Below are 21,520 nucleotides of genomic sequence, written 5' to 3' on the forward strand. Positions count from 1 at the left end.
TATCGTCTATCTCGAAAAAGCGGGATTTTGCCGATATAAAAGGTATAACGAGAGGGGAGGGGTTTGCATGCTGGGACCATCCATCTTTGTATTTACGGGAACAAGCGGAGCCGGCCGCAAAACGATAGCTCGCAAAGTGGGAGAGGCGCTCAACTGGACGGCGGTTCGTTCCTGCACGACGCGCGAACCGAGAAATCTTGCCGCCCCGGACAAAGACTATCGTTACATGAGCCGCGAGCAATTCGACGAGTGGGACAGCGAAGGAAAGTTTGCGCAAACCGCAAGCATCAACGGCAATCGCTACGGAGTGCCGAGGCATGAGCTTGAAGCCGCCCTCTCGGCAGGCAATTCCGTATATCTCGTGCTCAATCGGGAAGGGGCGGAAGCGATCCGCAAGCAATATGGGGATTGCACAATTAGAATTTTCATCTATGTGGATAAAATAACGGTGCGAGAGCGGCTGGAGAGCAAGGGAACGCCTTACGAGACGGTACAACGCTACTTGGACAGTTACACCGAAGAAGTGACCTATCGCAGCAAGTGCGAATATACGTTTGAAAATGTGAATGCGGATCGGACGGCGGGGTTAATCCGCGCGGCCGTTGCCCGTTAAAAGGAGCAATCAGGTGACGGTATATATAGCGCTCATTCGAGGCATTAACGTAGGCGGCAAAAATAAAGTCCCGATGGCAGAGCTAAGAGAGGTTTATGAGCAAATCGGGCTTACGCAGGTGAAGACATACATTCAAAGCGGCAACGTTGTGCTTGCATCGGAGTTAAGCGCGGAGGAGCTGCGGCCGCAGCTGGAGAAGGCCATTCTGGATCGCTTCGGCATTGCGGCGGCCGTTGCCGTCCGCACGGCCGCGGAATTGGATAGCCTGATGGCCCGCTGTCCTTATGACGCGCAGGCGCTTCAGGAAAAGCAGACGATCCAGGTCGCCTTCCTGACCGAGCCGCTGTCCGCCAAAGCGCTGAGCGTTCTGGAAGCCAATAAGGTCGATCCCGACGAGTACACCCTTACCGATTCGGAAATTTATTTCCTGTTCCGGCAGAGCATGCTGGATTCCAAGCTGGCGAACAGCCTGCAGAAGATCGGCAAAACGATGACGATGAGAAACTGGAACACGGTCGTCAAGCTGGCCGATCTGGGCCGAACGATAACGGGCTAGAGCGCAATGTTGTCAGGTTAGATGGACTATGCCGCGACGTAGGCGTTGGACATTAATTCATTTTTGTCCTACGCTACCCCGCTTGGCGAGCGGGGAGGCACTTTTTTGGCCTACGCTACTCAACTTGGCGAGCGCCGAGGCACTTTTTTGGCCTACGCTATCCCACTTGGCGAGCGGGGAGGCACTTTTTTGGCCTACGTTATCCCATTAAAGCATAATCTTTTCGCCTAGGGGCCTGGAGCGACAGGTTTTAACCTAGCCTAACAACATTGCGCCCATCCCCCTGTCAAACAAAGGAAGCCTTCCAACGACGACCGGGAAGGCTTCTTTTGTTTATTTTTCCCCAAGTAAAGTGCCCTGCAGCGGATCAAGCTCGTTGTCCCAGCGGATGCGGATCGACTTGCCCTCGAACAGATCCTGCTTGTCGGACACCTGGTAATGCAAATGCGGCTCGCTGGAATTGCCCGAATTGCCGCATAGACCGACCGTGTCGCCCTTGGCGACCCGATCGCCAACCTTTACCTTGACCGAGCCCATCTGAAGATGCGCAAGGAAGCTGAACTCCCCATTGCCATGATCGATGACCACTACATTGCCCGCCGGATGCTCCTCGTTCATTTTTCCTACCGGAACATTGTCGGCAATGTTGTTCACGACATGAACGACTTTTCCTTCCTGAGGGGCCAAAATCGGTTGGCCGAACGCATAGTAGCTCTCGTTCTTCGTAGGATCGCCGCTATAGGAGAAGCCGTCTTGGATGCGAATAAAATCGTACGCGTATCGCTGTCCGGCATACTCGTAGTGGTAATTGACGAGCACGTTCCTGCCTCCCCAGAACACATACCATTCCCCCTCAAACGGCAGACCGTAAGCAAGCTTGGTGAATTGATTGTCCGTATCGGGATAACTGTCCAGCGGCATAATCTGAAGTCCGGTAATGGTGTCGCCAGAATCGAAAGTGGCGATCAGGCCTAAGCTTTCGTCCGGGTTGGTCCAGACGAGGTAGCGGCCCTCGTTAAGCTGCATGTTCGCAGCGGACTTCCACTCAGGCACGCTCCCCTTAATTTCCTCGTATACCGTCTGCAATTGCTGCTCGGTAACGTTGCTTCGGAACTGTTCGCTCATCTGCGCATGAACTCGGCCATACTGCCCTTCTAACAACGCTTGCGCAAGCTGCTCGGGCTTTAGCCTTTCGACGGCGCCCGTTCCGTTCGCTCCCGAAGGCGACGGAACCGCGACGGAAGAAGGTATCGGCGTCTGCGCATTTCCGCTCCCCTTTCCTCCATTTTCCCCATTACCTCCGCAAGCCGTCAACAGCAGGGCGCATCCCGCAATAGTTATCGTCAGCCTTTTCAACATACCGCTCCACTCCTTGTCCTTGTCTCTATTGGCTCTAACTCCATTATGAGTGCCTAACCTTATGTGTCGGAAAACGCCGGCTTACGGCCATCTTAAATTCGCAGGCAAGAATTAAGACAGCGTTAAGATAACGCGGCATCCTCCGTTCTTCGGAGCATGTTAGAATATAAGTTGCGAAAGGAGACAAGCACGATGAACAACGCCTGTATTTTGCTGGTGGACGACGAGCATGCAATTTTGCAGTTGCTGGAAACCGTCCTGCGCAAGGAAGGATTCGCCAATATTGACAAAGCCCATTCGTCCGAAGAAGCGATCGCTCTCTGCGAGAAGCGCAGCTACGATCTTATCGTGCTGGACGTCGCGCTTCCCGGCATGAGCGGAATAGAAGCCTGCCCCTTCATTCGCCGTCTAACCGACGCTCCGATACTATTCCTGAGCGCAAGAACGACCGACTTCGATAAGTTGACCGGCTTCGCCGTTGGAGGAGACGATTACGTCACCAAGCCGTTTAATCCGCTGGAAATCGTCGCGAGAGCCCGGTCGCTGCTGCGCAGATCCGGCAGATCCGCCCTGTCCGCTTCGACCGTTCCGGCTCCTTCGGCAGCGCTGGTATTCGGCCGATTTCGAATCGACGAGGATGCCGCGGAATTGTTCGTCGACGATAAACCCGTCCCCTGTCCGACGCTTGTCTACCAATTGCTGCTGTTTCTGTGCAAAAATCCGAACCGGGTGTTCACGAAAAGCGAGCTCTACGAAAAAGTCTGGGGCGTGGACAACTGGAGCGACGATAATACGGTAATGGTTCATATCCATCGCATTCGGGAGCCGATCGAATCCGATCCGAGCAATCCGCAGTTTTTGGTAAACGTAAGAGGACTGGGATACAAAATGATCAAAAGGGTGGCGGCCGCCGATGACCGTTAAGAGCAGACTCGCTGTCCGGCTCGTCGCTTGGTTGGCCGTCGCCGGCGTGCTGCTGTTCGCGTTGGCCGCCGTCATGCTGAATTGGACGAACAATCAGCTCTCGCGCATAGAGGCGACGAGACAGTTCGAGAGCGCAGGACTCTACGAACTGATTCGTACGCTTCAAAGCGAAGGAGGGCAGTTGAGGTTCGATCCCCAACTGCTGGAGCTCGTCCGCGAGCATGGCGGATGGCTGCAAAGCCTCGACGAGCAAGGTCGCGTGACGGAGTCCTTCTATACGCCGGACGATGTGCCGACCGTGTACGGTCCGGGAGAGCTGACCGCGTACTGGCTCGGCAAGAAGCCGTTCCCCTATACGCTGTATTTGTGGATTCAAGAGAAGGACGGCGTCAATTACACGCTGCTCTACGGCATGCGCAATGAAAGCGGAGATCTGTTCAGGCGGATTGTCGCGGAGTCATCCGTACAGGACCGGCTCCTCGTCGTTCCCGAGCCGCTCTCCAGCACGCTGGTTCGCGACTCCTCCTGGGTTCAACTGTTGAATGCTTCCGGCCGCGAGCTGGCCTCTTTTAACAAACCGGAGGGCGCATTAGACGATTACACACCGCAGGAGCTTGCTTTGCGCTCCATCTATCCCGATCGTTACGGAGCCGCAATCGATTCCCATTACGACTCTGAGTCCGGCCTCACTTGGGTAATCAGTCGACCTCTGGCCGGCGCGACGCCAGGAGAAGAACCGACGCTCACGCCCGAGAACCGAGTGCTCGCCATAGGCATCGGCACGCTCGTGCTAGGCGCGATCGTGCTGTTCGTCCTCGTATCTTACGCGTTCGGCCAAAGGTTCGGCGCTCCGATCGTGCACCTGCTGAAGTGGCTGCGCGGGCTGGGGGCGGGACGATACGAGGAGCCGGCCAATGCGCGTGGAGACGCCCGTAGCCGTGATCGGAGAGGGAGAAGAAGACGCAAATACCGGGTCTACGGAGACGTCCTTGAGTCGATGGAGCAGCTCGCGCGGACGCTGCAAAGCAACGAGAAACTGGCGGCCGACACCGAGCGGCTAAGAAACGAATGGATCGCGGGAGTATCCCACGACCTGAAAACTCCGCTCTCATCGATTAAAGGCTACGCTCATCTGCTGGAAAATGGGGAATACGAATGGACTGCGGAAGAAGCGCGGGAATTTGCCCGGATTATTTCGGAGAAGTCGGCTTATCTGGACGATTTGATCAACGACCTTGCGCTCACCTACCGGCTCAAAAGCGGACTGGGCGCTCCCGAAGCAGAAATTGCGGATTTGAACGAATGCACGGCATCCGCCATTGAGGACGCGGCCAAGGATCCGCGTTATCTGCCCAACAGCTTGCACTTTTCGGCTGCGGCAAACCCGGTGTATATCTCTACGTTCAGACCGTGGTTTCAGCGCATCATCGACAACCTGATCGCCAACGCCCTGCTGCACAACGAGCCGGGCACGACTGTTACGATCTCCGTCCGCCGCATCGGATCTGCATGGGCGAGCTTGACCGTATCCGACAACGGCAAGGGGATGAACGAAGAGACTGCAGCGCGTCTGTTCGAACGCTATTATAGAGGAACGGATACGGACGCCCGCCCGGAAGGAAGCGGACTGGGCATGGCCATTACGAAAGCGCTGGCGGAAGGGCTAGACGGCGTCATTGACGTCGACACCGCCGAGGGGCGAGGCACGACGATCGTCATTCGCTGGCCGATACGGCAAGAGGCTGTCCCCTAAGCCAACCAAGTTGCTCAGGGGACAGCCTCTTAATGCTGCGGAATGACAGGCTATAGATTCTTTAAGCCGCCCAAGCTTGCGCCTTGAACGAACAAGCGATCGACTTGCCGCTCGATCGCCGGATCGGCAACGAGCGGAGGAGCTTGGTGAGGCTTGGCGCGGGCGTCGATAATGACGTTGTCGCAAGCCCAATGCTTAAATTCATAAGCGCTGTTCACGCCGTAAATATCATGGGACGGATTGCTGCGCGTGAACGTAACCCATAAGAAATTGGCCAACGTGGCGCTCAAAAACTCGCTATTGTCGGCGATAACGATCATCGGACAGGAAGATATCGACCCTCTGTCCCGAATTGCGGCGCACAAATCGGCGATCTCCCGCTGCGCTTCGTCGTAACTGGTGAAGGCAGGCCCCTTAAGCGCCACGACTCCCGGCAGAACCAGCTTCGCGCCCTCAAAGCCGCGAAGACCTTGCAGCTCCGCCGGCACTTCCCTGCACAGCTCGCGCAGCTTGTCCCCGTAAGCGGCAAACACGACCTTACTGCCCGAGTTGAGCCCGGTTCCCGAATAATCGAGCGTATCGATAGTCGTATTCGTCTGAAAATGAATGTCCCGCCGCAGATCGATTCGCTCCAGAATATAGCTCAGGAACTCCTCTTCCCGGTGCGTATCCAGCGGTTGCCCATCCTCGGCCGTAATGAACAAATACTTCGCAAGACTGAGCTGCCCCGTTCCGAGAATGCGGTTAGCCAGCGTCAGCAGCTCGGCGGGGCGTTTCTCAGCGCTGTAGGGCGTGTAGCGCTCGCTGCCGACGGCGAACAGCAGCGGATGTACTCCGGCCGCATCTACGGCATGAACCTCCTGTACGCCGGGAATATCCTGGCGAATCGCGTCTCCGGTCAATTCGTGGATCAGTTGACCGAACGAGGTGTCTTCCTGCGGCGGCCGGCCGACGATCGTGAACGGCCAGATTGCGCCCGGCTTGGCATACACCTTGTTCACCCGCATAACCGGGAACGGATGCGTCAAGCTGTAATAGCCAAGATGATCTCCGAATGGGCCCTCGGGCTTCGTCTCCCCCGGATAAATCTCACCCGTAATGACAAAATCGGCATCGTTGCTAATGCAGAAGCCGTCTGAGTAGCTGTAGCGAAACCGGTTGCCCGCCAGCATCCCGGCTACCGTCATCTCGCTCAGCCCCTCCGGCAAAGGCATGACGGCCGCAAGCGAGTGCGCCGGAGGGCCGCCGACGAAGCAGCTCACCTTCAGCGGAACGCCCCGCTTGTTCGCCTTCGTCTGATGAATGCCGATTCCCCGATGAATTTGATAATGGACGCCGATTTCTTTATTCAGCTCGTAATCGTTGCCGCTTAGCTGAACGCGATACATTCCCAGATTCGAACTCATAATCCCCGGCTTGTCGGGGTCTTCCGAATAGACCTGCGGCAACGTAACGAAAGCGCCGCCGTCCATCGGCCAGCTCTGGATGAGCGGAAGGTCGGAGATGCGCACCTCGTTTGCAGGAGTGGCCAGGTTGCTCTGCGTTTGCTGCGGCAGCGCCTTCCAAGCCGTGAGGCCCGCTCCCATGTTCTGGAGCGGGCTCTTCAAAGCTTTCATCGGGTCGTTGCGCACCGTCATGACTTTCTGCACAGCTTCCCATGTACTTCTGAAAATAAACCGGCTGCGATCAATCGTGCCGAATAAGTTCGATGCGGCCCGAAACTTCGAGCCCTTAACGTTCTCGAACAACAATGCGGGACCGCCCGCGTCGTATACCCGTCTATGGATGGCAGCCATCTCCAAATAAGGATCGACCTCTTCGCGAACTCGCACCAGATGACCGTGACGTTCCAAATCCCCCAAGCATTCTTCCAAACTCCGATACATAGGAAACAGTCCACCGCCCTGCTTATATTTTATCGTCTGCTTCCTATTGTATCGGGATGTCCGGCTTGCCACAACTGTTCCGATACGGCGACGGGCCGCCCGGCAAACATCGAAGGCGACTTCGACAGCCGGACGGCCCGTAGGAACTTTAATTAGAGAACTCAATCGAACCCGCGCTTATAAAACAACTTAATCGAGCCGCGTGCGCACACTAGCGAGAAAATCGCGAACAGCAGGCCCCAGAAGAGAGCCGGTATGTAGGTCGCTCTGTCCAGGTTGGTCGCGTCTCCGGCGGCCCCCGGCTCCTGCAGCGACATGGACAGAATAATCAGAGCGCTGATTACGGACTCTACCAAGCAGATGAACGCTACGAGCAAGTAATAGCCTTTAATGAGTCCGGGCCGCGACAGGACGACGATCAGGATCGTTAAGATCGCAAAGCCCGCGCACCATGCCGCGCCAAAGCCGTTGCGGACGAACAGCGCGAGACCGACTACCGCAATTGTCGCTATGATGATAAGTCCCGTCCGTTCGCGGCGACGGGAATGAAGGAAGAAGAGCAGCAGCGCGAACAAGGCGGAGCCGAAGTAGCCGGCAAGCGAAATCGGAATGGACTTCCATTGACCGGCGTAAGCGGAGTAAGTCAATCCGCTTTGGTCCGAGTATAAGTGGATATACCGGACGTCTCCGGACATAAGCAGGGTCGCCAGCGCGTGACACATTTCATGCACCAGCGTGTCCACGTTGCGGAAGAAATCCGAAAACGGAATCAATCGGGTAAGGAATGCCGCTATTCCGAGGAATAGGGCCACGCGGAGCCATGACTTAATTACAATCCCCTCCTTAAGAGGTATATCGAATCTTGAATTCAGCCGGGCCTTCCGGTACTCATGTAGGACCTCCTACACTCCGTTCCTCACTCCCTAGCTTCCTCCAACCTTCTTGGTGCTCGAAACGCTTCAATCACCCGCATTATACCATAGAAGGCGAGGAATAAGACCATGAATCCTGCGGCGTAGCGATACATCCCCCCATACCCGGCCGTGGACGCAATCGCGCCCAGCACGAACGCTCCCGCGGCAACGCCAAGATCGGTCGAGTTATAGAACAGACTATTGGCCGCTCCATACTGCTCGGGAGAGGAAGAGCGCAGCATCCATGCCTGCAGCGTCGGCTGAATTGCCCCGAAGCCGAGTCCGTACAGCAGCGCGGATACGATAAGCATCGGCAGCGACGTCGCATAGGACAGCACCGTTAAGCTGGCGATGACGCAGACGACGGCGGGAATCAACACGGCGGCATGTCCTTTGCGGTCGAACAGCCTTCCGGAGACGGGACGTACGATAATGATCGTCACCGCGTTAAACAGGAAGAAAAGCCCGATCTGGTTCAGGTGGACCGACTCTCCATACAGCGCGATAAAACTCAGCACGCCCCCGTAGGTTACCGCCAGCAGGACGTTCAGGAACGCCGGAAACAGCAAGCGCCGGTCGATCCCCGTCTTTCCCGAAGCGCTCCTCGCAACTACTTGTCTGCCTTTCGCCGGGACCGAACGCGTCAGAAGCAGCAGCGGGAATACGAGCAGCAGCGTAATCGCCGCCGTGAAGGCAAGCGCATTAAACCCTGCCTCGCGGAAAACATTCAGTCCGATCATCGGCCCAATCGACATTGCCAGGCTTGTGGACAAGCCGAAGTAGCCGATTCCTTCACCCATTCGTTCAGACGGAATCATCTGCGACACTAGCGTCGGCAGCACCGTGCTCGCCATTCCGAAGCCGACTCCGTAGCCGACGCGGAGCAGCAGCAGCGATCCGATTGAATCGGCCAGAACGTAGACTACGGTAAAAACGACCGCGATTGCAATTCCCGTATACAGCAGTGCTCCTCTGCCGAATATCCGCATCAATGCCGCCGTCAGAAAACGGGCCGCGATCGCGGACAACGCGAACAAGCTAGTCACGAGACTTACAGTAAGATCACCCGCTCCGTAATCGTTTTTGACGTAAGTCGGGAAAGCGGACAGCATCATTTGCAGGTTCAGAAACAACAAGAGAGAGCTTATCGTCAGAGCGATAAAAGCTCTCGTCCATAATTGCGTTTTCGGTTGCTGACGTTGCATATTTTCCCCTACTCTCTCTCTAAGATGTCTTTCGTATAATGATCGATTCGGATCAGCAGCCGCATCAAGGTTTCGTATTCTTCCTCGCTCATGCAGCTTCGAACGTCTTCGTTCGACTTTATCTCGATCGGCAGCGTCTCCCGGATCAAATTTCGTCCTTTGTCCGTAATGGCTACCTGGAACGAGCGCCGGTCGCGATTGTCGGTACGTCTGGCTACAAGCTCTTTCCGTTCCAAATGATCAAGTATTCTCGTTGTCGTAGGGCGATCCTTGCCCGCTCGCTCGGCGATTTCTTTCTGAATGAGGCCGTCAGCCAGATCGACCTGATACAAAATCGACCATTGCTCCGGCGTAATGTCGAAGCGTTTCAGCCTGCTCTGAAACAGCGACGACGCTTTGCGATACGCCGTTCCAAGCATAAAACCGACCGAACGCTGAAGATCGTAAATAGAGCTGTCTGTCATCTCCTACTCACCCTCTCACAAATAGTTTCTATGACAATTATATTCTTGGCAACTATTTTTGTAAAGAGAACCGAGCCTTCAGGATAGGAAAAAGGGGAAAATATAATAAAAAACCAGCCCTTTCCCAAATGGGCAGGGGCTGGTCAATATAAGCTTACGTGTTCCTTTCGAGACAGCCGGAATCGATGTCCGCGCTCACACCTTAGCTTCCATGGCGTTCAGTAAATCCAATTTGGCCCCTTCGCTGTGAGCGTGGACGATCTGCACCAGTGCATCGGCATCTTGATTTTGTAGGGCGTCGATCATGAGCCAGTGCTGCTTGACCATATCGGCCAAACGTTCGGAACCGTAGCCGTACTTGTTGCGCAACGATCCGATCAAACCGACATACTTCTCGTAAATCAGCATGCCCTCAGGATTGTTGCTATTTTCATAAATCGCAACATGGAATTGCCTATCCAGTTTCACCAGTTCCTCCGCGGCGATTCCCTCTTGGACCATCCCCTCCATCTGCCGGTTCAACTCTTTCAACCGGTTAAGACCGGATAACGTCAGATGAGGCATGCTCCGTTTGGCCAGCAACCCTTCGACGACTCCCCGAATTTCGTAGATATTGGTCAAATACTGCGGAGTCAGGGACAGTACTCTAGCTCCCCGATGGGGAAGCAGCTCGATGAATCCTTCGCCTTGCAGAATTTGAAACGCTTCGCGCACAGGCATCTGGCTGACGCCGTATTTTTCGATGATCTCCGCTACGGTAATGCGCGAACCCGCAGGAATCTCTCCGGAAAGAATGCTTTCTTTAATCCATTCCTTGACCTGGGCATAAGCGGTAACCTTAGCGCTTTTGGTCACATAAATCCCTCTTTTCCGGCGATTAGAACTGACAGTTATACCCCGTCTTCATATAATGCCACAGCAATTTGTTGCGGAGCCAGCGTATGCGGCATCGAAGCGAAGGTTCCCTCGATCGTGGATACCTCGACAAGCCGGCAGCCGGCCGCCTCAATCGCAGGAGCGACGGCTTCGGACGTATCGTTCCACAAGGCAACCGCCAGCAGTCCGTCCTTGCGATAAGCTTTGGCGATCATATCCGGAGCGCGATTCACGATGCCGTCTCCGTCCTGAAATTTGCCGTGACCCAGCACATGCCAATACTTGGCGCGAAGCTCCGTCACTTGCTTCGCATACTCGCGATAATCCGCATAGCGATCCTCCAGAAGATCTTCCCGGTCTTGCGCGTAACGAATCTCCAGTTCGTACCGCAGCCCGAAGGCAAACGCGTAATTCGCCGTGCGCGGTGCGATATACGGGTACGGATTGCGGATTGTCACGACCGTATCCGGGAAGCAATAACGGAACAGCTCCGGATAATTCAAGCGTTCGACGATTTCGTCATTCGCCTCCGTATCCATGCGGCCGGATGCCCGGAAGGGTTCCGCAAACATGCCGTGCAGGCAATCCACATACCCGGAATACAAATCCGTCACATGCTCGGTGAAAAACGCATACTCCCGATCCAATTCCTTGGTGCGGGTCTGTATGCCTTCGAGCAGCTTCATTCGGCCTTGGGACATGGACAGAGAAGGTTTGCCCTTCTCGTGCGGGTGCTCCTCGTTAAAGCATGGATACGCCGGCATGCCGCCGATTTGGTCGAACAGCACTCCGTCCGCGCCAAAGTCGGCAATGAAATCCGTCTTCTCCTTCATCAGCTCTCTCCACTCCGGACAGGACGGACAGGAGATCGAGAAGGATTTGCTCGTATAGCTGTTCTGGAACGAGCTTTCATGCGACTTGTTATAAAATTCATAGTAGGGGGCATCCCATCGGCTTCTGGATTCGAGCCGATTTCCGCCGTTCTTGTAGAAGTCAGATGAAATATCGATCAGGTGCCCCTGTTGATACAGGGTTACCTTGCCGCCCGCAGCTTGTACTTCTTTAATATTCGACTTGAGCGCCTCTACTCCTCCCAGAGATTGACTGGCATTCACATGCGGATACTGGTTGTCATGGCCGCTGTCGTACCAGCCGAACAAGCCGAGCGTGTCGAAGCCATGCGCCTGCGCAAGCTCGTACAGATGCGGCAGCTCGTCGTATTTCCACATTTCCGTGCCGAATTGCTGCTTGTTGATGACAAGAAAGTAGCCTTTCATATCTTTAACCCATTGAGGCGTCTTTGCTTCATAGCGCCAGGATGCCGACCACTCCGCATATTCTTGCGCGCCGCGGTGCCAGCTTCCGGTATACAGCATAAGCAAGGAGGACGGCGACGTCCACGTCTCCCCTTGCTTCACGAACGGCATTTTTTCCAGCGTCAGCACGATGCCGTCGGCATAACGGCTCCCTCCTCTGGCGAGCAGCTCCGAAACGTAGAACTCGGAATCGTGACCGGCCAGATACAGCGTTTGGTCTCCGTCAGCCAGCGCCATCCATTGCATGCTGCCGCCGTACGGATGACCTCCGGGATAATTCAAACGAAGCGTATTGGAATGTCTCTCCCGCGTCTCCGTCATATCCGCCAAATGCTTGGCGACATTCGTAATTTTCTGTCCGCATTGCTGCGGCCAGAACAAGGCGGGCTTGCCGCCGGACAACGAATGAATAATACCGATATTCGGATATTCGAAATCGGTGATCAGCACATCCTCGCGATTGTCGATTTCCGCTCCGAAGATTAGCCGATCCTCCTGCAATTCAACTGTAAGCTTGATAGAGATGTCCGTCAATGAACCGCGAGCGTTCAGGCTGTCAGCCACGAATTCAAGACGGTTCCCCCTTTGGGTAACCCGATAGGACTGCTCGTTGCCCCTAACCGCATTTTCCCAATCATCCCCCCGCTTGAATATGAGCTTGAAGCTTCCCTCAGCGGGCGAAGAGATGACATTCCCGAAAGCATTCTTCCGATTGGAAAGCCCTGTCAACCTTCCCTGTTCGTCGAACCTCGCAGTTAATTGGTCATTCGTCAATTCGTACAACATCAAGTTTCCTCCTAGAAGTAAGGTAACGTCTCTGGTGGACGGATATCGGTCAATGCGCCGGTATAATGCCTCAAATCCTTCGGCACGTATGGATGCTTGAGCGCCTCTTCCGTATTGAGCTCAATGCCCAGTCCGGGGCGATTCGGGATATGCATATAGCCGTCCTCGAACATGAGCTGCTCGTCGGTTATCTCTTGTCGCCATGTCACGTCTGTTTCCATGATCTCCAGGTAGAAAAAGTTCGGCGTGCACGCAGCCAATTGCAGCGTTGTCGCATTCGCGATCGGTCCGCTTGGATTGTGGGGAGCAAACGGAATATAGTAGCTCTCGGCCATGGATGCGATCTTGCGGCATTCCAACAGCCCGCCCGCATGGCTGACGTCCGGCTGAATGAAGTCGAGCGCCCGCTTCTCCAGAGCTTCGCGGAAGGAGTGGCGGGAATAGAGTCTTTCACCTCCGGCAATCGCGACGTTGGATTTCATTTTCACCTGCACCATCGCGTCCAGATTGTCCGGAGGAATCGGCTCTTCGAACCAGACCGGCTTGAACGGTTCGATTTCGCGAGCGATCCGGATCGCCGAAGGCACGTTGAATCTGCCGTGCCCTTCGATAAACAAGTCGACTCCCGGGCCGACGGCGGAGCGAACGGCATCGATGCACACCAACGCTTTCTCCAACTCCTCGTTAGAGATGGTCATATACGCTTTGCCGAATGGGTCCCATTTGAGCCCCTTGAACCCCCGCTTCACCGCTCTTTGCGCAGCGGAGGCGAATTGTTCCGGCGTGGAAGCTCCCGCGAACCAGCCATTGGCGTACACCTTCACCTTGTCGTGGTACTTGCCGCCCAGCAGGCGGTGCACCGGAACGCCGAGCGCTTTGCCGTTAATGTCCCATAATCCGGCTTCGACCGCGCTTAAAGCCGACATTAATACCGGTCCGCCCCTCCAGTAAGCGTCGCGATACATTTGATGGTAATGAAGCTCGATCTGCGTCGGATCTTTCCCGATCAAATACTGCTTCAGATGCTCGATCGCGCCAACCACGGCATGTTCTTTATACTCTAGCGTCGCCTCCCCTACTCCGCTTATGCCTTCATCCGTCAGGATCTTTACGAAAACCCAATTCGTGCGGTAGCAATAAACCGTATAGATCTCCACATCCGTAATTTTCACCTGGTTCCCTCGCCATCTGTAGGTTTCTATCTGTAATAAAGCCCACCGTTGACGTCAATCGTAGTCCCCGTCAAGTAGCGCGCTTCCTCGCTGGCCAGAAAGACGACCGCCGCCGCCACATCGTCCACGGACCCGAGGCCCAATGGGACGGTACGGGACAATTCGTCCAGTCGGGACTGTCCGTGCGTGCTGCGCAGCAGCTCCGTATCGATAATGCCCGGAGCTACGGCGTTTACGGTGATGCCATGCGGCGCGGCGGTGCGCGCAAGCGACTTCGTGAAACCGAGCATGCCGCTCTTGGTTGCCGCGTAATGAACATGCCCGAACACGGCTCCCTGATGAGCCACGACCGAACTGATCTGAATGATCCTCCCGAACGAACGGCGGATCATCCTGTCCATTGCTTGCTTCGAGCATAAAAAACAACTCGTCAGATTCGTATCTATAATATGCCGCCAGCTCTCCAGTTCCGTGTCCGCAATCGACTCCGAACGGGACGTGCCTGCATTATTCACAAGAATATCCAGACGACCGAAATGCCCATCAATTTGCTCGAACAGGCTTGCAACCTCAGACTCCGAAGCGACGTCCGCTCGAATAAACAGCGCCTTCCTTCCCAACGCTTCAATCTGGCGGATCGTCGGTTCCGGATCGTCTTCCAAAGTGTGCGAATTGAGTATGATATCGGCTCCCGCGCCGGCCAATCGTAGGGCGATTCCTTTGCCAATGCCTTTACTTGAGCCCGTTACCAACGCGACTTTTCCGTTAAGTTCGAACACGGTATACCCCTTTCCTTCGAGGCCTTGCCTCATGCACGCTGCGGCTAAACGTGAGCCGTTGAAAGGCGAGAGCCGGCGGTAGGCGCCGACTCCCGCTCTCTCTATCGCCCGTACAAGCCGCTGACATTTAGCGAGCGCTTATTGTCTGGCCGCTTTCTCTTCCTCGTAGATTTTCGTCGCTTGCTCGATCCATTGGCTTCCGCCTTCGGCCAAATATTTCTGCTTGAAGCTCACGTACATCTGGTCGAGATCGCCTTTCGACATCATCGCCTTCGTTCTGAATTCCTTTTCCATATCGTCCAAAATCGTGCCCTTGTCGATCTGAACCTGCGGTAATGTGAACAGCTTGACCTCGTCGATCAAATTCTCCGCCGCCAACTGCCGGCCCTGCTTGGTCGCGTCGTTGAACAGCGATTCCCTCATGCCGTCTTTTTTGTTCAGCAGTACGGAATAGACGTAACCGCCGGAATCGCGCAGCTTTACCGCATCCTCGTAAGGAGAAATCCACTGGAACTTGCCGTCCTTGTATTCGTATTGAATGCCTTCGACGCCCGCCCAGGTCAACGCGTCCCCTTCGTCGCTGACCAAGTAGTTGAGCATCTGCATGGCCGCTTCGGGATTTTTCGACTGGCTGGAAATGACGGTATAGGTCGGGCTGTTGGCCAAATTCGGGTCCAAGTAGCCGCCATGGCTGTCCGGGCCTTTAATGAGCGTGTAGACGAATTCCGGCGCCGGTTGCTCTACGTAACGGCTGAGCCAGTTCTGGGTAATGCCGTCCGCGTTGAAATTGTAAGCGCCGATCTTGCCGTTCCACAGCTTCTGGTAAGATTGCAGAGACGGAATCGTTAAAAATTCCGTATCGACCAGGCCTTCATGATACAGCTTGTTCAAATACTTGACCGCGTCCAAATAGCCGGGCGCCAGCATCCAAGGCGTTACTTGGCCGTCCACCATAACCTGTCTGCCCATCGGAACATTATAAGCTCCGAAAATGTGCACCCAGGACTGCATCACCTGTATGGCCAGCCCCAACCCGATCGTATCCTTCTGCTGGTTGCCGTCCGGATCGTCGTTAACGAATGCCTTCAGTACCTTCTCATACTCTTCGAGCGTAGTCGGAACGGGCAGATTCAGCTTGTCCAGCCAGTCCTTGCGAATCGCCAGGGAGTTGCCGCTTGCAAAGCCTTCCGGAATTCCGTAAATCTGTCCGTCGACATACGCGCTGCCCTTCAGATCGTCCCCTCTATTCGCCGTAATGTTGGAGCCGTGCTTTTCCAGCAGATCGTTCAACGGAAGAATCGCTTTATTGTCGATCAGTTCCTTGATCTTAGCGGCGTTGACGGTAAAAATGTCCGGCGCATCGTTGGAAACGAGCAGAGTGTTCAGCCTCTTCTCGTAATCGTCGTAGGAGACCGTTTGCACCTGAAGATTGATACCCGATTTTTGGCGAATTTCCTGAATGACCGGATTGTCCTCCGGAAAATCCGTCGCTTTTTTCATCAATGCCGTCACGATCGGAGCTTCGTTCGATTCGCCGCCGGAGCCCCCCTTGTTGGAAGCCGACTCATTTTTGCTGCACCCAGCAGCCAGCAATGCGATAATTAACAAGACAACGATACTGCGAGTCGTAAATCCGGATTTCTTTCCCTTGAACATATAAACCCTCCTCCATCGTCCCATACCTATTTGACTTACCGTTTCCAATCGGACTTACCCTTTCACCGAACCGATCAGCACCCCCTTGACGAAGTACTTCTGCAGAAACGGATAAATGATCAGCATCGGGAGCATCGTCGCGATAATCGTGGCCATCTTGACCGATTCCTCCGAGATGTTGGCAATCATCATCGAATCGCTCGTCGAACGAGTCGATTCGGTTGCGCTGAAGTTCATCATCGATCGCAGGAAAAGGGTCAGAATCTGCTTATCCGGAGCATGCAGATAAAGCACCGCGTCGAAGTAAGCGTTCCAGTGCCACACGCCGTAGAAGAGCGAGATCGCTGCGATTACCGGCATGGATACCGGAAGAATGATCGATAACAGGGTGCGAAGCGGCGAGGCGCCGTCTATGTTGGCCGACTCCTCCAGCTCCGGCGGAAGACCCTGGAAGTAATTTTTCATAATAAAGAAGTTCCACGCGCTGATCGCGGACGGTACGATCAACGCCCACAGCGAGTCCACAAGTCCCAGGCCGTTAACCAGCAAATAGCTCGGAATCATGCCGCCGTTGAACAGCATCGTGAAGAAGATGAGCAGCGTAATCGGCGTCCTTCCCATGAATCTTCGGATCGACAGCGGATAAGCCAGCATCGCCGTCAGCGCAACGTTGACGAATGTCCCAACGAATAGCCGGAACAAGGAGTTGGAATAGGCATCGAAGATCAAGGAATTGCGAAACAGCATTTCGTACGAATCGAGCGCGAATCCCCGCGGCAGCAAGAACAGCCCCCCGCCCATTGCCTGCTTAGGATCGCTAACGGAATACATCAGAACATGCCAGAACGGATACAAGGTCGCGACCGTGACCAGGCCCAGGAGAAAATAAAGCAGTCCGAGCCCCCATCTGACGGGTTGTCTTTTCACATCGTTTTCCTCCCTTTAAATAAAGCCGCTGTCTCGATCGATCTTCTTCGCCGTATAGTTGGTGATCAGCACGAGCGTCAATCCCACCAACGATTTGAACAACCCGGAAGCCGTCGCCAGATCGTACTTTGCATTTTCGAACGCGAGCTTAAATAAATACGTATCCAAAATCTCCCCGACCTCGTAGACGGCAGGATTGTAAAGCGCGTAAACCTGCTCCAGTCCGACATTGAGGAAATTGCCGACATGGAAGATGAGCAGAATGACGATCGTCGTCCGCAAACCCGGCAGCGTGATATGCCAGAGCTGGCGCCACTTGTTCGCTCCGTCCACTTTGGCCGCCTCATACAAGGAAGGGTCGATCGTGACGATCGTCGCCAAATACAGAATGGTACCGAAGCCAGCTTCCTTCCAGATGCTCGAAGTGATCAAAATGCTACGGAAATACTCGATGCTGCCCATTAGATTAATCACGGAATCGCCTTGGCCGAACCATTCGGCCACTTCTTTGACAATGCCGGTCGTCGGCGACAAGATCGCGTACAGAATGCCGCCGATGACGATCCAGGACACGAAATGCGGCAAATACACGACGGTTTGCACGAATTTCTTGAATCGCGTATGCATCACTTCATTGATCAGAAGAGCCAAGATGATCGGCGCGGGAAAGACGAAGATCAATTGATAGAAGCCGATGATCACCGTATTGAGCAGAGCCCTCCTGAACCCCGACATCTCGAACAACGCCTGGAAGTTGGCCAATCCGACCCACTCGCTGGAAAAAATACCTTGATAAAGGTTGTAATCCTTAAACGCGACGATCAAGCCGTACATCGGTCCGTAATGGAAGACAAGAAAAAACAGTATTCCGGGCATGGCCATCAAATAGAGCAGCTTATCCTTCCTGATGGCGGTAAGCCTCTGTAGCCAGGCCGATTCCTTGCTTCGCCGCAGCGTTCCGGTCGAATCCTTCAATCCGTTTCCTCCTTTCCACTTCGCGGTTACTGGACTCCGTTGACGCTCAGCCCCAACGAATGAGTGGTCGGGAGCGGTGAAGCGATCTTATAAGGCTCAACCAGCCACAGCGCGAAACCGTAAGGCTCGAGCACTTCGCGGATGTCGATTCCTTGCTCCGTCCCCTTCACCCACTCGTTCCAACGGTTCGTCAACTGCAGTTCAGTGCAAGCCGGTCCCGTAAGCCGATTGTTGTTCAGGGCATCCACCCGATATTGCGTTATCGTCACATGGTCATGGCGGATTTGGTGCAGCATCAGGTCGACGGCCGCCGGCTTGTCGGTCGGATTCGTCGCCAGCAGAGCATAGCCGGTTTCGTCGCCCGTGGCGACGATCTTATGCTGCTGTTCGCCCCGCATCTCCAACTCGTTCTTCTTCAACATGCTAAGCATGCGCATCGCATTTCCGTTAGGCGTGGAAGCGTATTGCCCGTCTTCCAGAAGCAAGTACTGCGTGAACGACATCTGGTAGGACGGATTGTGGAACGTGCACCATGGAAAAATGCGCATGCCGGGCAACTGCGTGGACAAGATCATGGCCGAGAGGACGCCGGAGGCGTTTTTCAAGCTGTCCGTCCATATGCCCGTCGTCTGAGTGAAACCGTATTCATCGACGAAAATCGGCAGATCCGGCAGGCCGAGTTCTTTAATCCACGCCTGATGCATTTCGTAAAATACTTGCAACCGTTTCGGATGACCATTGTAATCGTGCATGGAATAAAAGTTGATTTGGCGGTTCTCTTCTCGATCATTGGCCAACTGCTGCAGGAACTCGCGCCACAGGTGCGGACGATCCATCACGGCGTTGATAGCCGATCCTCCGATTTCCAGCGGAACCGAATAACCGTGACGCTCGTTCAGTCTTCTGACCGCCCGATAGGCGCGCTGGTACAGCTTATAATAGTGCTCCGTATCGATGCCCCCGAAGCAGAGGTAGTCGCTCTCGTTACAAGGCTCGATGTAGCGGATGTTGGGATACAGGTTTTTATAAGACTCGATGACCTTCTCAACGACCTCTTCGTATTTGTCCAGAGAGAGGATTCCCCGCTGCGTTTCCTTCTCGTATCTGCGCAGATTGAGCAAAATTTCGTCGCTGGTCCTGCTGTGCTCGGACAAATAATCCTGAACGTTCACCTCGGACGGTACCGTCGAGCCCCAATCGTATTCGTGATGCTGCGGATCGTCCTCATAGCGGTTAACCCCGATCCGGTAATTCCAGAAGTATTCGTCCGTGCGGTAGTCCCAAACCTCGTCTAGGGTCACCCAGCAACGCATAATGCGGGGACGACCGTGCTTCTCCGCCCAGAATGCCGGAAAGTCGGCCGGCGGCGTGTAGCGCAACGTCGAGTTTTGATACCGCTCCAGGCGCGGCCACTCTCTTACCGTCTTCGAAACGTCGATTTGTACTTTAACCATGATCAGTCTCCTTCTCGAGAAACGGCGGTCCAGAATCGCGCGCTTTCCCCTCTTTTTAATCGAATATAGCCGTCCGGGCTGTTCAGCCCATTGACCGGTCCGCTTTGCGGCTCGACGCACAGATAACCTTTGTTGCCTCCGCCGTTGAACAGTACCCACTGCGTGAAATTGCCGGACATGCAATAGCTGAAATCGCCGATTCGCGCCTGCTGCCCGATCGCCGTATAGAACCCGGAGATCGCCTCGCCGCCGGTTCTGCATCCTAGCCGGTATTCCCGTTCCCTTGCGGTAAGCTCCAGCAAAGCTCCTGTCGGCAAATGTCTGTCGTTCGTCTCCCATCGCCGTCCGATCGGTACCGCGAACGTCGCCGGCTCGACAAAAGCGGTATGAACGCCCAGCATGACTGGCATTGCGGAATCCGCCGTATTCGCGATGACAATTTCCTGCCGGAAGCCACGGTCGTCCAACGAAACGGCCACGGTCATGCGGAAAGCAAACGGGTAGCGTTCCCCTCTGTTTTCATACTGGAGCACCGCTTCCTTCCCGCTTGTGTGCGCAACCGTAAACGGAGCGTCTGCCATAAAACCGTGAATGTGATTGCCGTGCTGGGGCTCGTTTCTTTCCAAGCGATAAGTCCGTCCGTCAAAAGCGAAAGCTCCGTCTTCGACCCTGTTAGGCGGTACGAGCAGGGGCATACCGTAGAGGTGCGGAGCTTCTCTAAGCTCCCTCACATGAGCCGGCCAACGTAAAATATCTAGCTCCTTGTAGCGAAGACGAACGGTATTGGCGCCGAATCCGGGCCAAATCGTCGCGCTCCAGTGCCCAGAAGCCAAATGCAGGCTGTTTTCAGTCATCATCACTCACACCCCGGGGCTAAGCGCACATCTTCCCGGTCAGCCTTTGAACGCATACGTCCTCATCCCCTTGACTTGAGTTCTAACGCGGAACAAACCGCCGGACAGCGGATACTGCTGCAGTGTCCGTTGGTCCATCCGGATTCTGGCGGTCGTGACGTAGAGATCCCGTCTGTCCGGCCCGCCGAATACGCAGGAGGTCACGCGCGGGGCCGGTGCAGGAATCGATTGCAGCATTTCCCCGGTCTGGGGATTCCATCTCGATACTTGCCCCCCGTCCCAATGGGCGATCCACAGCATTCCCTCTTCGTCCGTTGTCATCCCGTCGGGTACGCCCTGCCCTTCGCGGAAACGAACGACCGTACGCGGGCGATCGATGCTCCCCGAAACCGGATCGTAATCGAACTCGGTCACTTCCTTCGTCGGAGAGTCGATCCAGTACATTTTCTTGAGATCCGGACTCCATCCCAGTCCGTTTGATACGCTTACACCGGTCTTCACGGCTTCGAGAGAACGATCCGGATTAAGACGATACAACGCCCCCGCTCCTTTCTCGCCGCCCATGTTCAGCGTCCCCGCCCACAGACGGCCCGCCGGATCGCATTTTCCGTCGTTAAAGCGGTTGTCGGCCCGTTCCTCCAGCTTCGCCCGACGTTGCAGCCGGCAGGTCCGCAGATCCAGTTCATAGATGCCGTCCTGCAACGCTACGATTAGACTTTCGGTAGATCTTGGCGCTACCGCTCCAATCTGCTGCTCCAGTTGAATGGTTCTATTCAATCCCGTGCCGGGATCGAAGAAGTGCAATTTTTTCTCCGGGATGTCCACCCACCACAAGCCGTTCAAAGCTTCATCCCAGCACGGCCCTTCGCCGAGAATCGCCTTTGCGTCCAGTATAAGCTCCAGCTTCATTCGCCCCTTGTAAATAGTATACAATTTGAATTATTGTATCAATTATTTTGGATTATATACAATTTATAATTTGATGTCAACGCTTTCTTTTAAGGAAGCTTCTCGAGGAGCTGCGTAGCGTATGGATGGCTCCCATGCTGGA

Annotated in this window: 19 protein-coding genes; 4 read left to right on the forward strand and 15 right to left on the reverse strand. The window is 54.9% G+C overall.

Annotation, left to right across the window (positions count from 1 at the left end):
• The first annotated feature begins 67 nt into the window (after positions 1-67).
• Both J4772_RS04405 and J4772_RS04410 read left to right on the forward strand, forming a co-directional pair.
• The gene (locus tag J4772_RS04405; RefSeq protein WP_209074288.1) at positions 68-613 is read left to right on the forward strand and encodes a guanylate kinase; all 546 of its coding nucleotides are present in this window, start codon (positions 68-70) and stop codon (positions 611-613) included.
• 13 nt (positions 614-626) lie between these two features.
• The gene (locus tag J4772_RS04410; protein WP_209074289.1) at positions 627-1,169 is read left to right on the forward strand and encodes a DUF1697 domain-containing protein; all 543 of its coding nucleotides are present in this window, start codon (positions 627-629) and stop codon (positions 1,167-1,169) included.
• A 333-nt stretch (positions 1,170-1,502) separates the two neighbouring features.
• Here J4772_RS04410 and J4772_RS04415 read toward each other — a convergent pair whose 3' ends face one another.
• Positions 1,503-2,528 carry a M23 family metallopeptidase gene (locus J4772_RS04415; RefSeq protein WP_371822821.1) on the reverse strand — a complete coding sequence of 342 codons (1,026 nt, stop codon included), beginning with the start codon at positions 2,526-2,528 and terminating at the stop codon, positions 1,503-1,505.
• 192 nt (positions 2,529-2,720) lie between these two features.
• Between J4772_RS04415 and J4772_RS04420 the strand changes: the two genes are divergently transcribed.
• Together J4772_RS04420 and J4772_RS04425 are read left to right on the forward strand one after the other, a co-directional pair.
• The gene (locus J4772_RS04420) at positions 2,721-3,452 is read left to right on the forward strand and encodes a response regulator transcription factor (RefSeq protein ID WP_209074290.1); all 732 of its coding nucleotides are present in this window, start codon (positions 2,721-2,723) and stop codon (positions 3,450-3,452) included.
• Complete coding sequence (locus tag J4772_RS04425; RefSeq protein ID WP_209074291.1) at positions 3,442-5,205, forward strand: sensor histidine kinase; 1,764 nt, start codon at positions 3,442-3,444, stop codon at positions 5,203-5,205. The genes J4772_RS04420 and J4772_RS04425 overlap by 11 nt, the downstream gene beginning before the upstream one ends.
• A 50-nt stretch (positions 5,206-5,255) precedes the next feature.
• Here J4772_RS04425 and J4772_RS04430 read toward each other — a convergent pair whose 3' ends face one another.
• From J4772_RS04430 to J4772_RS04495, 14 genes are all read right to left on the reverse strand, one after another.
• Positions 5,256-7,091: a UbiD family decarboxylase gene (locus tag J4772_RS04430; RefSeq protein WP_209074292.1), complete on the reverse strand. Its 1,836-nt coding sequence runs from the start codon at positions 7,089-7,091 to the stop codon at positions 5,256-5,258.
• Between the two features lie 161 nt (positions 7,092-7,252).
• On the reverse strand, positions 7,253-7,903 hold the full coding sequence (locus J4772_RS04435) for a M50 family metallopeptidase (protein WP_256442677.1): 651 nt from the start codon (positions 7,901-7,903) through the stop codon (positions 7,253-7,255).
• A 104-nt stretch (positions 7,904-8,007) separates the two neighbouring features.
• Entirely contained in the window at positions 8,008-9,210 is a 1,203-nt protein-coding gene (locus J4772_RS04440) for an MFS transporter (RefSeq protein ID WP_209074293.1), read from the reverse strand.
• Positions 9,211-9,218: 8 nt separating this feature from the next.
• Positions 9,219-9,674 (reverse strand): MarR family winged helix-turn-helix transcriptional regulator, encoded by a 456-nt coding sequence (locus J4772_RS04445; RefSeq protein ID WP_209074294.1) that lies wholly within the window; start codon positions 9,672-9,674, stop codon positions 9,219-9,221.
• A gap of 195 nt (positions 9,675-9,869) precedes the next feature.
• Positions 9,870-10,529, reverse strand: coding sequence for a GntR family transcriptional regulator (locus J4772_RS04450; protein WP_209074295.1), 660 nt, complete (start codon positions 10,527-10,529; stop codon positions 9,870-9,872).
• A gap of 35 nt (positions 10,530-10,564) precedes the next feature.
• Positions 10,565-12,652: a DUF6259 domain-containing protein gene (locus J4772_RS04455; RefSeq protein WP_209074296.1), complete on the reverse strand. Its 2,088-nt coding sequence runs from the start codon at positions 12,650-12,652 to the stop codon at positions 10,565-10,567.
• Positions 12,653-12,663: 11 nt separating this feature from the next.
• A complete protein-coding gene (gene dgoD / locus J4772_RS04460) occupies positions 12,664-13,824 on the reverse strand; it encodes a galactonate dehydratase (RefSeq protein ID WP_209074297.1) in 1,161 nt (386 codons plus the stop codon).
• Positions 13,825-13,850: 26 nt separating this feature from the next.
• A complete protein-coding gene (locus tag J4772_RS04465; protein ID WP_209074298.1) occupies positions 13,851-14,603 on the reverse strand; it encodes an SDR family NAD(P)-dependent oxidoreductase in 753 nt (250 codons plus the stop codon).
• A 138-nt stretch (positions 14,604-14,741) separates the two neighbouring features.
• Positions 14,742-16,259 (reverse strand): extracellular solute-binding protein, encoded by a 1,518-nt coding sequence (locus tag J4772_RS04470; RefSeq protein ID WP_209074299.1) that lies wholly within the window; start codon positions 16,257-16,259, stop codon positions 14,742-14,744.
• Between the two features lie 54 nt (positions 16,260-16,313).
• Entirely contained in the window at positions 16,314-17,186 is an 873-nt protein-coding gene (locus J4772_RS04475) for a carbohydrate ABC transporter permease (protein ID WP_247741016.1), read from the reverse strand.
• A 15-nt stretch (positions 17,187-17,201) separates the two neighbouring features.
• On the reverse strand, positions 17,202-18,161 hold the full coding sequence (locus tag J4772_RS04480; protein ID WP_247741017.1) for an ABC transporter permease: 960 nt from the start codon (positions 18,159-18,161) through the stop codon (positions 17,202-17,204).
• 26 nt (positions 18,162-18,187) lie between these two features.
• Positions 18,188-19,615, reverse strand: a complete 1,428-nt coding sequence (locus J4772_RS04485; RefSeq protein ID WP_209074300.1) for a glycoside hydrolase family protein — start codon at positions 19,613-19,615, stop codon at positions 18,188-18,190.
• Between the two features lie 2 nt (positions 19,616-19,617).
• On the reverse strand, positions 19,618-20,472 hold the full coding sequence (locus tag J4772_RS04490; protein ID WP_209074301.1) for an aldose 1-epimerase: 855 nt from the start codon (positions 20,470-20,472) through the stop codon (positions 19,618-19,620).
• Between the two features lie 36 nt (positions 20,473-20,508).
• Positions 20,509-21,378, reverse strand: coding sequence for an SMP-30/gluconolactonase/LRE family protein (locus J4772_RS04495; protein WP_209074302.1), 870 nt, complete (start codon positions 21,376-21,378; stop codon positions 20,509-20,511).
• Positions 21,379-21,520 lie beyond the last annotated feature (142 nt).

Source organism: Cohnella sp. LGH (assembly GCF_017671885.1).
Classification (GTDB): domain Bacteria; phylum Bacillota; class Bacilli; order Paenibacillales; family Paenibacillaceae; genus Cohnella; species Cohnella phaseoli.

Excerpts from the sequence above, each read along its gene's own strand:
- J4772_RS04425 (WP_209074291.1), top strand. The coding sequence starts at position 3,442 with ATGACCGTTAAGAGCAGACTCGCTGTCCGGCTCGTCGCTTGGTTGGCC.
- J4772_RS04430 (WP_209074292.1), bottom strand. The coding sequence starts at position 7,091 with ATGTATCGGAGTTTGGAAGAATGCTTGGGGGATTTGGAACGTCACGGT.
- J4772_RS04445 (WP_209074294.1), bottom strand. The coding sequence starts at position 9,674 with ATGACAGACAGCTCTATTTACGATCTTCAGCGTTCGGTCGGTTTTATG.
- J4772_RS04470 (WP_209074299.1), bottom strand. The coding sequence starts at position 16,259 with ATGTTCAAGGGAAAGAAATCCGGATTTACGACTCGCAGTATCGTTGTC.
- J4772_RS04415 (WP_371822821.1), bottom strand. The coding sequence starts at position 2,528 with ATGTTGAAAAGGCTGACGATAACTATTGCGGGATGCGCCCTGCTGTTG.
- J4772_RS04420 (WP_209074290.1), top strand. The coding sequence starts at position 2,721 with ATGAACAACGCCTGTATTTTGCTGGTGGACGACGAGCATGCAATTTTG.
- J4772_RS04455 (WP_209074296.1), bottom strand. The coding sequence starts at position 12,652 with ATGTTGTACGAATTGACGAATGACCAATTAACTGCGAGGTTCGACGAA.
- J4772_RS04490 (WP_209074301.1), bottom strand. The coding sequence starts at position 20,472 with ATGATGACTGAAAACAGCCTGCATTTGGCTTCTGGGCACTGGAGCGCG.
- J4772_RS04485 (WP_209074300.1), bottom strand. The coding sequence starts at position 19,615 with ATGGTTAAAGTACAAATCGACGTTTCGAAGACGGTAAGAGAGTGGCCG.
- J4772_RS04495 (WP_209074302.1), bottom strand. The coding sequence starts at position 21,378 with ATGAAGCTGGAGCTTATACTGGACGCAAAGGCGATTCTCGGCGAAGGG.
- J4772_RS04440 (WP_209074293.1), bottom strand. The coding sequence starts at position 9,210 with ATGCAACGTCAGCAACCGAAAACGCAATTATGGACGAGAGCTTTTATC.
- J4772_RS04405 (WP_209074288.1), top strand. The coding sequence starts at position 68 with ATGCTGGGACCATCCATCTTTGTATTTACGGGAACAAGCGGAGCCGGC.